Here is a 12,793-nt window from a genome sequence, read left to right as displayed (position 1 = left end):
TCTCTTTATTTGATGATTAATTTTACTAAGTGTTATGGTTTATCAATTTTAATTGCAATGTCTTCTAATCTATCTTTTACTTCTTTTAGTGTATGGCTCTCTGAAAAAGTGAAATGAAACGGGGTATTTTTGTTTGTTTTTGCATATATTGTTATTAAGTCATAATATAAGCCTTGCTCAATTTCGTATTTAATAAATTTCATTTTATTTTAACTCCTTCATCATATATATAATTAAAAACGCTTACTTTTCCTTTTCATTTAACAAGATTTAAGTAAACGGAGAGTGAGGGATTTGAACCCACAATGGATGCTTGCAATAAAATATTGGAAGTTGTTTTCGTAGAGAAAGTGATGTTTATGCGTTTGTTATTATCTGAAAATGAATTCGTTTTCATTATCATATCATCATATTTTGTGGTATACAATATAAATTATGACTATTTTATGCATGATCTGACATCAAATCGTGTGAATATGACTTTTGTATTATCAATAGGTTACAAAACACGAATTTTTGGCTTCTCATAGTCATGCAATTATTCAATTTTTAAGATTTTGCTTTTTTGTATATAACTCAATTTTATGCTTTGTATTGTTATTTTTTATGTTTACACTATAAAATAAGTTCCGTTTTCGTTAACTTATGTTTATGCTTTAAACGCATTATTAGGTATTTATAAATTATAATAATTTTTAATTCGTTCATTGCAATTTAAGTTAAAACATATAATAGGATGCATCAACACTGTTAAATCAAAGTAAAAACGTTATAATGGTCAATGAGATGGAGGAATGACAGATTGGAATTTTGGTTGAAAACGCAAGCAAAACAAAATGGAGATAAAGTATTTATTGATGATGGTAGCAATAAAATTACCTTTGCTTCAATGTATTACGAAGCAAGTCGATTAGCTTATCAAATAAAACAATTGAATAAAAAGCGTATAGGTATATATATAGAAAATCAAATTGAATCTATTACTTTGATTAATGCGTTGTGGCTAACAGGTGTAGAAATAGTGATGCTAAACACGCGTTTAACCAAAGAAGAAATGCAAAATCAGTTATACTCTATTGAAACCGATACAGTTATTACTACTAGCAATTTAATGATACAAGATATAGCCATAATTGACTTTAATGAATTAAAAAAAGAAGTTTCTGACAACACGTATGAAGCTATATTCAATATGGATCGAATTGCTTCAATTATGTTTACATCTGGAACAACTGGACCACAAAAAGCAGTTCCTCAAACTTTTAGCAATCATTATGCAAGTGCAGTTGGCTGTAAAGAAAGTTTAGGATTTGATCAAGACACAAAATGGTTATCAGTGTTACCTATTTATCATATATCTGGTTTAAGTGTCATATTAAGAGCGCTTATGGAAGGTTTTACAGTACGTATTGCAGCGAAGTTCAATTCACAAGTAATTCTTGAAATAATCCAAAAAGAATTACCAACACATGTATCATTGGTTCCGCAAACTTTAAAATGGTTAATGGATGAAGGTTTGGATCAACCATTTAATATACAAAAGATATTGTTGGGTGGGGCAAAACTTTCTAATACATTAATTGAAAATGCTTTGGAATCAGAATTGCCGATTTATAATTCATTCGGAATGACTGAAACATGCTCTCAATTTTTAACAGCATCACCCAATATGTTATCTGAGCGATATGACACTGTCGGAAAGCCAAGTGAAAATGTTTTTGTTAAAATAAAAGACCCTAATGATCAAGGGCATGGAGAACTGCTTATCAAAGGTGATAATGTTATGAATGGGTATCTATACCCTGAAAATTTAATGAATACATTTGAAAATGGTTATTTTAAAACAGGAGATATTGCAGAAATTGATGAAGATGGTTATGTAATGATTTATGACAGACGAAAAGATTTAATCATTAGTGGTGGCGAAAATATATATCCATATCAAATAGAATCTGTGGCAAAACTTCATGCATCCATTATTGATGCAATGTGTATTGGTGAACATGACAGTACATGGGGTGAAGTACCTTATTTATATTATGTTTCAAAAATTGAATTATCAAATGAAGAATTATTAGCACATTTTAAAACGCATATAGCGAAGTACAAAATCCCAAAATATTTCAAACATGTAACAGAATTACCTTATACATCTACTGGTAAATTGCAACGAAAACATTTAAAAAAATAGGCGTGAGCAATAATGAAATTGAGCGAAATGAAACTTTATATTTGTAATAATCATTTTAAGCATGCAATCGTTACTCCTAAAGTAAAAATGAACAAGCGTAAAGCACTTTTTGTTGAGTTTATAACTGATAAACATATACATTATTTTGGAGAGTGTAACGCTTTTGAAACAGATTGGTATGCAGATGAAACGATAGAAGTAGTTTATGACCAAGCAATAAAGTGGTTTGAAACATTTAAAAACCATGAGTTTGAACGCTTTTCGGATGTACAAAATGCACTTCAATGTTTGGAGATATATCCTGCTACACGAAGTATGATTGTGATGGCCTGTTATCAGGCTTTTTACGAATTAGAAACGTTTAATGTACCCTATGGTGCAACAGTTAGTGGTCTAACATATAAGCATATTTTCAACTTAAAAGTCACACAACCACATCGCATAAAAATAAAATGGTCTGAAAACATTTTAGAAGATGTAAAACAATTGAAGAGATTGCCATTTAAACCTCAGATCGTCATTGACGCTAATGAATCGGTTAAAAATAGTGATGTTGAGAAAGTTATACTCCTTTCAAGCAGTGATATACTTTATTTAGAAGAGCCTTTTAAAGATATACAAAAAGTAAATGATTTTAAAGATTCTGAATTACCTCCCATAGCTATTGATGAGAAAGCAGTATCATTGAAAGCAATTCTATATTATGTTGAAAATTATAAAATTGATGTTGTGGTATTAAAACCATTCAGACTGGGTGGCATTGATAAAGTCTTGGAAATAATTGAAATATTAGAGCAAAAACATGTGAAATTTGTCATTGGTGGTATGTATGAATATGGTTTAAGTCGATATTTTACGGCTTTATTAGCACGATATGCCGCTTATCCAAGTGATATTACACCACACGGATTTTATTTTGAAAATGATATTGTACCGCATTCGGGCGTATTAAAAAGAGGCTCAATTTATTTTGAACCTCCTTTTGTAAACAAGTTTTATTTAACTCAGATTAATTAATGTTTATGCTTTTTATCTTTTTTTAGAGGTACTGGATCAAATCCACCTTTATGGAGTGGGTGACATTTTGAAATACGTTTAACACCTAACCAAATACCTTTGATGGGTCCGAAAACTTCTATGGCTTCTCTAGTATATTCAGAACAAGTGGGGTAAAAACGACAAGTAGCCGGGGTTATCGGAGAAATGAAATGTTGATATATATAGATAAGACCTAGAAAGATTTTTTTCATAAAATTTTGCCTCCAACAATTTACATAGCAATGATAGTTTAACATATATAAAGGGAGTTTGATGTTTGTGAAGTTTAAAGATAAAGAAAATGATGATGTCTATTTATCATTTAAGGATGAAAACGACATCCCAGATGGTGATCATGTCTTGGTTATTCCTATATACCAAGGACAATTGCTTTTCACCAAACATAAATTAAGAGGTATAGAATTTCCAGGAGGCAAAAGAGAAGAAGGAGAATCGAGTGAACAAGCGTGTGATAGGGAATTGTTTGAAGAAACAGGAGCGCTTATAAATATTAAAGACAAACATTATATTGCTCAATATAGTGTTAAGCGTCAAAATGGTATACCGTTTACAAAAGATGTTTTTATGGTTAAAGTAAATCGATTACAAACCAAAAATGATTATTTAGAAACTGAAGGCCCATTAATTTTTAATAGTATTTCAGACATTGCAGAAGAACGAAAAAGTTATTTATTGAAAGATGCTGCAATCTTACAATGTTTAGAGAGAGTGATCGAGCTTGGATTTTATGCATAAAAAAAGAATGCCTATAGAAGTACCTGACCATATTTTTGAAGAAGTCACTTATAAAGTAGATGGCATTAATGTTAGAGGTTTATTAATGCAACCCCATAAAAGTGTAAAGCGGATTGTTGTATATTTGCGAGGTGGTAAAGGGCAAGTCGGTAAAGTAAGAGCAGGGCGACTAATGCAATTTTCAGATGCGCAGACACTTGTATTTGGGCCGTATTATAGAGGTAATAATGGTAGTGAAGGTAAAGATGAATTTCATGGTAGGGATTTAAATGATGTTACGGTTGCGATTCGAATATTAAATACATTATATCCAGAAGCTTATATTCATATGATAGGCTTTTCTAGAGGTGGATTACAAGGGTTACTTACATTTCAGGATTTGCCTATAACTAGTTATATTATTTGGGGTGGTGTGTCCGATATTCGTCTCATGTACGAGGAAAGAATAGATTTAAGAGGTATGTTAAGAAGGATGGTTGGACATCCAAAGAAAAAAGAAAATGCATATAAGCAAAGAGATGCGATAACTAAAATACATGCCGATAGTCCGCCGATTCTTATAGTACACGGAGGAAAAGATAAACAAGTAGGGATTCATCAAGCTTATTATTTAGAAACACAATTAAAACATATTGGTACAACTTATCAAACATTTTATCAAATGGATGAAGGTCATGTACCAAGGCCATTTGCGATGAAAAAAGCGTTAACTACAGTTAAAAAATGGATGGCACAAGTAGAAAAAAATAAAACAATCACTAGTAAAGCACATGGACCACAACTGTAATATGGTCCATGTGCTTTATTTAGTATTTTATTTAAAATCCACCGTTTTGTGCTAAATCTGAAACTTCATCGCCAAACTTTTCGAAATTATGTTTAAATCTGTCTATTAAATCTTGTGCTTGTTCTCTATATGCCTCTGGCTTACTCCAAGCATTTATAGGATTTAGTAATGTTTGAGGTACATCATCAACTTCCACTGGTATATTTAATCCAAACATATCATCTTGAATATACTCTGTATCTCTTAACTGACCAGTAATTGCCTGATTAACCATTTGTCTCGTATAATTTAAGCTAATACGGCGTCCTGTACCATATTTACCTCCAGTCCAACCGGTGTTTACTAAGTATACATCTACATCGTGTTTATCTATTAAGTTACCTAGCAAGTCTGCATAAACTTTAGCGTGTAATGGTAAGAAAGGTGAACCGAAACATGTTGAGAAAGATGGTTCAGGTTCAGTTATACCTCTTTCTGTTCCTGCAAGCTTAGCTGTGAATCCGCTTAAAAAGTGATACATTGCTTGATCTTTGCTGAGTTTTGAGATAGGTGGTAAAACACCAAAAGCGTCAGCAGTTAAGAAAATAATCGTATTTGGATGTGCTGCTTTGGAAGGTGTAACGATATTATCTATATGATTAATTGGATAAGCGGCTCTCGTATTTTCAGTATAATAGTTATCATCAAAGTTGACATCGCCTTCTTCATCTACAACAACATTTTCTAAAATCGTACCGTATTTAATTGCTTCATAAATTTGAGGTTCTTTTTTGTAAGAAAGGTTGATTGCTTTTGCGTAACAGCCACCTTCGATATTAAAAATACCATTTTCATTCCATCCATGTTCGTCATCACCAATTAACTTTCGGGTTGAATCTGCTGAAAGCGTGGTTTTACCTGTTCCAGAAAGCCCAAAGAATAAAGCTACGTCACCTTTTTCACCAACGTTTGCGGAGCAGTGCATACTCATAATATTATCTTTAGGTAGTAAGTAGTTCATTACGGAGAAGATACCTTTTTTCATTTCACCAGCGTATTCTGTTCCACCGATTAAAATGACCTTGTGTTTAAAGGAAGTAATAATAAATGTTTCTGAATTTGTACCATCTTTACTTGGATCAGCTTTAAAATAGGGTGCCGATACAATAGTAAAATCAGATTTGATTTCTTCTGCTTCTTCTTTTGTTTCAGGACGAATAAACATATTTTGTGCGAATAGATTATGCCAAGCCAATTCATTAACCACTGTTAGTTTAAGTTGTGAATCCTGATCACTACCTGCATATCCTTTAAATACATATAATTCATCTTTTTCATTTAGATAATTTAATACTTTATCATATAACTTTAAAAATGTGTCCTCTTCAATAGGTTGATTGATATTTCCCCAATCAATGTCATCTCTGTATGATGGTTCATTAACAATAAACTTATCCTTCGGTGAACGGCCAGTGTATTTACCTGTTTTAGCGTTAATTGCACCTAGTTCGGTTAATTCTCCTTCATTGTTATTAAGAATTTTCTTATACAACTGTGTTGTGGATTGTTGAAATAATGAAGACTTCTTGTCCAAAATATTTTGAACTTTTTTTGTGTAAGTGTATGTATCTACCGCCATACTAAATCCCTCCAACGCTATTAAATTAATGTAAGCCTTTACAATTACAGAGTATAACACATATGATTGATTAGTCCACACCATATTTAAAGGAAATTAAATAAATATCAAATTGACATTACTACTTAGTTTCGGTACTATAGTGATTAACGGATTCTCTTATCCTGAGTGGCGGAGGGACATGGACCCAATGAAGCCCAGCAACCTCTTCTTACAATGAAGAAAGGTGCCAAACCGTTTGCGGACAAATAGCGTCTGAACGATAAGAGCGAATGGACGTATAAGGGCCTTCTCTCTATTCATATAGTGAAGAAGGCCTTTTTTTAATGAGCTCAATCAAAGAGAATTTTCGTAATCAAAGACAAAGGAGCAAGTTAATTTATGACTTATAATAGAAGATTATTTACTTCAGAATCGGTTACAGAAGGGCACCCAGATAAAATCGCTGACCAAGTGTCTGATGCAATTTTAGATGAAATTTTGAAAGACGATCCTAATGCGCGAGTTGCTTGCGAAACAACGGTAACTACAGGTATGGCATTAATTTCCGGAGAGATATCTACAGCTACTTATGTAGATATACCTAAAGTTGTGAGAGAAACAATTAAAAATATCGGATACACACGTGCGAAATATGGTTATGATAGCCAAACGATGGCTATATTAACCGCAATTGATGAGCAATCTCCTGATATTGCACAAGGTGTCGATAATGCTTTAGAATATCGTGACAATTTATCAGAAGAAGAAATTGAAGCAACTGGTGCAGGAGACCAAGGTTTAATGTTTGGTTATGCGACGAACGAAACGGATACTTATATGCCGTTACCAATATTTTTATCGCATCAATTAGCTAAACGATTATCAGATGTGCGAAAAGATAATATTTTAAAATATTTACGCCCAGATGGAAAAGTTCAAGTAACAGTGGAATATGATGAACAAGATAAACCGCATCGTATAGATACAATTGTCGTTTCAGCTCAGCATGCAGAAGACACTACTTTAGAACAAATTCAAGCTGATATCAAAGAACATGTTATATATCCAACAGTACCTGAAGGATTAATCGATGATAATACAAGATTTTATATTAATCCGACTGGACGATTTGTAATCGGCGGGCCTCAAGGTGATGTTGGTTTAACAGGTCGCAAGATTATCGTAGATACATACGGTGGTTATGCACGTCATGGAGGAGGTTGTTTTAGCGGTAAAGATCCTACAAAAGTAGATCGCTCAGCTACTTATGCTGCGCGTTACGTAGCCAAAAATATTGTTGCTGCTGATTTAGCCGATAAGTGTGAAGTTCAACTCGCTTATGCAATTGGTGTAGCGGAACCAGTTTCGATTGCGATAGACACTTTTGGAACAGGAAAAGTAAGTGAAACAGAACTAGTAGAGGCTGTTAGAAAGCACTTTGATTTAAGACCAGCAGGCATTATTAAAATGTTAGATTTAAAACATCCAATTTATAAACAAACGGCTGCGTATGGCCACTTTGGACGAACAGATATACTGTTACCATGGGAAAAATTAGATAAAGTTAATTTATTAAAAGATAGCGTAGAAATATAAGCGCGAAGTATTTATTTTTCAACTTTACTATCGAATGATGAGCTCATATCTATTATAATTAAGTTACTGAACACATAAAGGAGCGTTGTTGTTATGAATTCATTTGGCCCGATAGAAATTGGTTTAATCGTGGCAATAGTCGTAGCAGTTATTTGTTTAATCCTATTTTTAGTTGCTTTGAAAAGTAAGAAAAAAGCACAGCAAACCATCGAGGAACAATATAAATCAAGAGAACAAAAACTTAGCGATGAACATGATGAAGAGTTAGAAAAAGAAAGAATTGAAAATAAAAAGCAAGTTACTAAACAAAAAGAGGACTACGAAGCTACAGTAAATGCGAAAGATCAAGAAATAGATGCATTGAAACTTTTCTCTAAAAATAAAAGTGAGTACGTAACGGATATGAGATTAATTGGTATTCGTGAGCGTCTAGTTAATGAGAAGCGCATTCGACCAGAAGATATGCATATCATGGCAAATATTTTCTTACCAAAAAATAATTTCAGTGATATACGTCGTATAAGTCATTTAGTACTTACGCGAACAGGACTATATCTCATTGATTCGCAGTTGTTAAAAGGTCATGTGTTTAATGGCATTAATGCTAACCAATTCAAAGAACAACCGATGATGGAACAAGTGTTTGATACATTAAATCTTGATAAACAAACGGCACAAACATTAGTAATGGATCAAAATGATGATAAAGATTCTTTATCATTTGTGAATTATACAAATTATTTAAATGAAATAGAAAAACTAGCTGGTGAATTACAAACAGAATTAAACTTGAAGTTCACACCGACGTCAATCCTATATTTCAATCCTAAAGATGAAGGTGCTGTGACTATTTCAAATTATGCACAAAGTACCAATTCTAAAGTGTTAGTTGGACCAGAACAACTTGATGAATACTTTAATAAGTTTGTTTTTCATGGTCGTATTCAGTACAATGTTGAAGATTTACAACGTGTGATGGATGAAATTGAAACATTTAACTAATAAAATATCAGGGATATAAATATTAATATAAAAGGCTCATAAATAAATTTTTAAAAAAATTATTTATGAGCTTTTTTATACCCAAATTTTATACGTATTAGGCTGTATTTCTTTAGTGCAAGCTTCAATATATTGTTTTTAAGATTATTTGCATATCAGTCCAAAACACTATTTATTAATGTTATCCTAATTATATACAACACCATAGAAACATGAATCTTGGAATAAATGTGCTTAAGCTAAATTTTTAAGGGTGCTTTTGCTTAGAGAAAATGATTAAGAATATTTTAAGCTTTTACGTCTATTTTTTAAAATTATAGTTGAAAATGAATGACATAAATAACTATTTTAAACAAATTATTAAAATTTAGGCATTTTAATTTAATAGTTTGCTAATTTTGATTATTATTATAGTTAGTTTAATAGAAAAGGGGAGCTCAAATTTGGAATTTGTAACTTTTTATAATGGTAATGAAATGCCTATCGTAGGTTTAGGTACTTTCCGAGTTGAAAATAATGATGAATGTAAGAAGGCAGTTAAACATGCAATTGAAAATGGCTATAGACATATAGATACTGCAATGATATACGAAAATGAAGAAATGGTTGGACAAGGTATAGCAGAAGGATTAGCTTCTACAGGTTTAGATAGAAGTGATCTATTTATTACATCTAAATTATGGCTCGATGATTACGGTCGTAATAATGTAGCTGAAGCTTATGAGACTAGTTTAAATAAACTAGGATTAGATTATTTAGATTTATATTTAATGCATTGGCCAGGTCTAGATGAAGCATTAATGATAGATACATGGCAAGGTATGGAAGATTTGTATAAAAATGATAAGGTTAAAAATATTGGGGTTAGTAATTTTAATGCAGAACATTTAGAAGCATTACTAGCTCAAGTTTCGATTAAACCTGTGATTAATCAAGTTGAATTTCATCCTTATCTCACTCAGTCAGAGTTGAGAAGATATTTAGAAGTTCAGAATATACATGCAGAATCTTGGTCACCATTAATGAATGCACAGATTTTAGAAGATGATACAGTTAAATCAATAGCATCAGAAATTAATAAAACACCTGCACAAGTCATAATTAGATGGAATATTGAACATAATGTAGTGGTGATACCTAAATCTGTCACACCAACTAGAATTGAAGAAAATTTAAATGTATTTGACTTTGAGTTATCTAAAGCACACATAGAGCGATTAGACAGTTTAAACGAAGATAAAAGAATAGGCCCAAATCCTTCAGAATATAGTGGTCATTAAAAAAGAAATGAAACATTGAAAAGACCGTAAATATAGTTGTTTATAACTATATTTACGGTCTTTTGTTATTTAAGTTAACCTATTAAATATCCTAATAAACATGCGATGAAGGACACTACATATTGTAAAATTGAATAAACAATAAAGTGAAATACGTGCTTGTTTACTGTTAACATTTGAACTAACTCAGTTGACAAAGTTGAAAAAGTTGTTAGTCCACCTAGAACGCCAACAATTAAAAATGCATTAATCCAAGAAATATTTAAAGCAAGTCCCATGAGCAAACCAATCAAAAAACTACCTAAAATATTTACGACAGGTGTTGCAATAGGTAATGTACTATCAATTTTATTGTTAAAGAAGTTAGTAACAACAGCACGAATAACTGCGCCTATTCCGCCACCTAGCATAACTAAAAATATTTGACTCATGATATACGTGCCCCCATTTTAACTCCGATATAACAAACCCATATACCTATGATGTAACTGAGTAAAGCATAGGTTATGAACAGTACATATGCTTGTTGTTGTAAAATGCCAACAAGCTCGAATTGAAACGTTGAAAAAGTGGTAAGTGCACCAAGAAATCCAGAAGTCATACCTTTTTTAAGTAGTGGATTGTTTCTAAAATACTGTATCGCTAAGGAACCTAACAAGCCCATTAAAAATGCACCTATAATATTTGCAATAAACGTGCCAGATGGAAATCCATCAGTAGTATTTAAAAAAGATAATAGATAGCGAATGAATGTACCAATGGCACCGCCAATAAAAATATATAAATATTGCACGATGATTTCTTCCTTTCAAAAAAATAAACTACAAAAGTAGTATAACTTTTGTAGTAATAATTAGAAAATAATACCAAATGTTGAAAGAGAAGCTATAATATGAATTGCGATTACAATTAATATGATATAAGGTAAAATTTTACTAACTGGTCGAATCCAGTCTGAATCTTCATGTAAATGTTTAATGGATTTATCAGAAAAGATAATAGCAATTATTAAAATAATAGCATTGATAATACTACAAACAAAAATAAGTTTAATCATTGAATTAAAGTGCATATTTAATAGAGGGTTTCTAGTATTAAAATAAAAGCTAATAATAATTAAAATGCATGATAAGTAAAAATAAAGTTTTGAACGTGCCATAATAACCTCCTAATGCAATTCATTATGTAATAATACCATAAATTAACTTAAAGTTAACTAAATTTACAATAAGAAAAAATTTTAATGAATAATAATTTAGATTATAAGGCCTCTCTATCGCAAATTAAGAATGATTAGCAATTATTGTATTTTTAGTAAGCCATCATCTATAAGCAGAAAAATAGAATTTATGAAATAAAGGTGGTATAAATAAACTGTATGGTTTAAATAGTTATAAAAATAATTCTTTATAGAATTATTTATTTTAGTCAGGAGGAATTAGTAATGGCAAATTTAAATGTTGAAGTGTTTGCAGATGGTGCAGATATTGAAGAAATGAAAGCAGCTTATAAAAATAAACAAGTGGATGGTTTTACTACAAATCCAAGTTTAATGGCAAAAGCAGGTGTAACAGATTATAAAGCATTTGCTGAGGAAGCTGTGCGTGAAATTCCTGATGCCTCAATTTCATTTGAAGTATTTGCAGATGATTTAGAAACAATGGAAAAAGAAGCAGAAATTTTAAAACAATATGGAGATAATGTTTTTGTTAAAATTCCAATTGTAAACACTAAAGGTGAATCAACTATTTCTCTAATTAAAAAATTATCAGCAAACAATGTTCGTTTAAACATTACTGCTGTCTATACATTAGATCAAGTTAAAGAAATTACTGACGCTGTAACTGAAGGTGTTCCAACTTATGTTTCTGTATTTGCTGGACGTATTGCAGATACAGGTGTAGACCCAATTCCATTGATGAAAGAAGCGGTTGAGGTTACACACAGTAAAAAAGGTGTGAAATTATTATGGGCAAGTTGCCGTGAAGTTATCAACGTAATCCAAGCTGATGAAATTGGTGCTGATATTATTACATGTCCTGCAGATGTAGTTAAAAAAGTAAATAATAATTTAGGCCGTGACATTAACGAATTATCAGTAGATACAGTCAAAGGCTTTGCGAAAGATATCCAAAGTTCTGGACTTTCTATTTTATAATCGTAAACTTACTCTGTAAGTTTATTTCTAGGTTAATGCTAATCTAAGAGATAAAAAACACTTCCGTAGAATTCAACGGAAGTGTTTTTTTATCAATATTGCTGATACATACTAAAATTTAAGATTTGACTGTTGCATTAATAATTACTACATTTTCAAATACTAAACCAAACTTGGATTTATAAAAAATTATGACGTGATATTTTGTGAGACAATTTGATGGTGAGCGATTTGATGAAATCTATTATTTAATATTGAGGAAGTATTGAAAAGAAATAATGTCGATGAGCACACGGGAAAATTGTATTATAATACATTGATGAGTAGGTTTGTGTTATTTGATTTTTCTGATCATAATGGAATCAAATATTATCAGATAGTACAC

At 31.3% G+C, this 12,793-nt stretch carries 14 protein-coding genes and 1 riboswitch; of the genes, 8 read left to right on the top strand and 6 right to left on the bottom strand.

Annotated elements, in window-relative coordinates; all coding sequences use genetic code 11:
- Positions 1-32 precede the first annotated feature (32 nt).
- Positions 33-203: a hypothetical protein gene (locus tag KA867_RS09245; RefSeq protein WP_019468057.1), complete on the bottom strand. Its 171-nt coding sequence runs from the start codon at positions 201-203 to the stop codon at positions 33-35.
- A gap of 599 nt (positions 204-802) precedes the next feature.
- Between KA867_RS09245 and menE the strand changes: the two genes are divergently transcribed.
- Both menE and menC read left to right on the top strand, forming a co-directional pair.
- Positions 803-2,191 carry an o-succinylbenzoate--CoA ligase gene (menE, locus tag KA867_RS09240; protein WP_210137813.1) on the top strand — a complete coding sequence of 463 codons (1,389 nt, stop codon included), beginning with the start codon at positions 803-805 and terminating at the stop codon, positions 2,189-2,191.
- Positions 2,192-2,203: 12 nt separating this feature from the next.
- Positions 2,204-3,208, top strand: coding sequence for an o-succinylbenzoate synthase (gene menC / locus KA867_RS09235; RefSeq protein WP_210137812.1), 1,005 nt, complete (start codon positions 2,204-2,206; stop codon positions 3,206-3,208).
- Here menC and yidD read toward each other — a convergent pair.
- Positions 3,205-3,441 (bottom strand): membrane protein insertion efficiency factor YidD, encoded by a 237-nt coding sequence (yidD, locus tag KA867_RS09230; protein WP_210137811.1) that lies wholly within the window; start codon positions 3,439-3,441, stop codon positions 3,205-3,207. The two genes, menC and yidD, sit on opposite strands and share 4 nt — an antisense overlap.
- Before the next feature lie 61 nt (positions 3,442-3,502).
- Between yidD and ytkD the strand changes: the two genes are divergently transcribed.
- Together ytkD and KA867_RS09220 are read left to right on the top strand one after the other, a co-directional pair.
- On the top strand, positions 3,503-3,985 hold the full coding sequence (ytkD, locus tag KA867_RS09225) for an RNA deprotection pyrophosphohydrolase (RefSeq protein ID WP_210137810.1): 483 nt from the start codon (positions 3,503-3,505) through the stop codon (positions 3,983-3,985).
- Positions 3,969-4,772, top strand: coding sequence for an alpha/beta hydrolase family protein (locus tag KA867_RS09220; RefSeq protein WP_210137809.1), 804 nt, complete (start codon positions 3,969-3,971; stop codon positions 4,770-4,772). The genes ytkD and KA867_RS09220 overlap by 17 nt, the downstream gene beginning before the upstream one ends.
- 31 nt (positions 4,773-4,803) lie before the next feature.
- On the opposite strand, the gene pckA is transcribed toward KA867_RS09220, so the two are convergent.
- Positions 4,804-6,390: a phosphoenolpyruvate carboxykinase (ATP) gene (pckA, locus tag KA867_RS09215; RefSeq protein WP_210137808.1), complete on the bottom strand. Its 1,587-nt coding sequence runs from the start codon at positions 6,388-6,390 to the stop codon at positions 4,804-4,806.
- Between the two features lie 156 nt (positions 6,391-6,546).
- Positions 6,547-6,659, top strand: a riboswitch (SAM riboswitch).
- A gap of 112 nt (positions 6,660-6,771) precedes the next feature.
- Here pckA and metK point away from each other — a divergent pair.
- The 3 genes from metK (at position 6,772) to KA867_RS09200 (ending at position 10,250) form a co-directional block, all read left to right on the top strand.
- A complete protein-coding gene (gene metK, locus KA867_RS09210; RefSeq protein ID WP_210137807.1) occupies positions 6,772-7,968 on the top strand; it encodes a methionine adenosyltransferase in 1,197 nt (398 codons plus the stop codon).
- Positions 7,969-8,061: 93 nt separating this feature from the next.
- The gene (locus tag KA867_RS09205) at positions 8,062-8,970 is read left to right on the top strand and encodes a nuclease-related domain-containing protein (RefSeq protein WP_019468065.1); all 909 of its coding nucleotides are present in this window, start codon (positions 8,062-8,064) and stop codon (positions 8,968-8,970) included.
- Between the two features lie 443 nt (positions 8,971-9,413).
- Complete coding sequence (locus KA867_RS09200; RefSeq protein ID WP_281060323.1) at positions 9,414-10,250, top strand: aldo/keto reductase; 837 nt, start codon at positions 9,414-9,416, stop codon at positions 10,248-10,250.
- A 74-nt stretch (positions 10,251-10,324) separates the two neighbouring features.
- Here the strand turns inward: KA867_RS09200 and KA867_RS09195 are convergent, their stop codons facing one another.
- Genes KA867_RS09195 through KA867_RS09185 form a run of 3 tightly spaced genes read right to left on the bottom strand, consistent with a single transcriptional unit; the run spans position 10,325 to position 11,409 of the window.
- Positions 10,325-10,681 carry a fluoride efflux transporter FluC gene (locus KA867_RS09195; RefSeq protein ID WP_210137806.1) on the bottom strand — a complete coding sequence of 119 codons (357 nt, stop codon included), beginning with the start codon at positions 10,679-10,681 and terminating at the stop codon, positions 10,325-10,327.
- On the bottom strand, positions 10,678-11,043 hold the full coding sequence (crcB, locus tag KA867_RS09190) for a fluoride efflux transporter CrcB (RefSeq protein WP_210137805.1): 366 nt from the start codon (positions 11,041-11,043) through the stop codon (positions 10,678-10,680). Before crcB ends, KA867_RS09195 begins: the two co-directional genes overlap by 4 nt.
- 60 nt (positions 11,044-11,103) lie before the next feature.
- Positions 11,104-11,409, bottom strand: a complete 306-nt coding sequence (locus KA867_RS09185; RefSeq protein ID WP_210137804.1) for a hypothetical protein — start codon at positions 11,407-11,409, stop codon at positions 11,104-11,106.
- A 285-nt stretch (positions 11,410-11,694) separates the two neighbouring features.
- On the opposite strand from KA867_RS09185, the gene KA867_RS09180 reads away from it, so the two are divergent.
- Entirely contained in the window at positions 11,695-12,408 is a 714-nt protein-coding gene (locus tag KA867_RS09180; protein WP_210137803.1) for a transaldolase, read from the top strand.
- Positions 12,409-12,793 lie beyond the last annotated feature (385 nt).

The sequence above is a fragment of the Staphylococcus sp. GDH8C109P genome, from assembly GCF_017893405.1.
GTDB classification, from domain to species: Bacteria; Bacillota; Bacilli; order Staphylococcales; family Staphylococcaceae; genus Staphylococcus; species Staphylococcus cohnii.
Note: the sequence above shows the minus strand (reverse complement) of the source record. Positions and strands in the feature narration are given on the sequence as shown.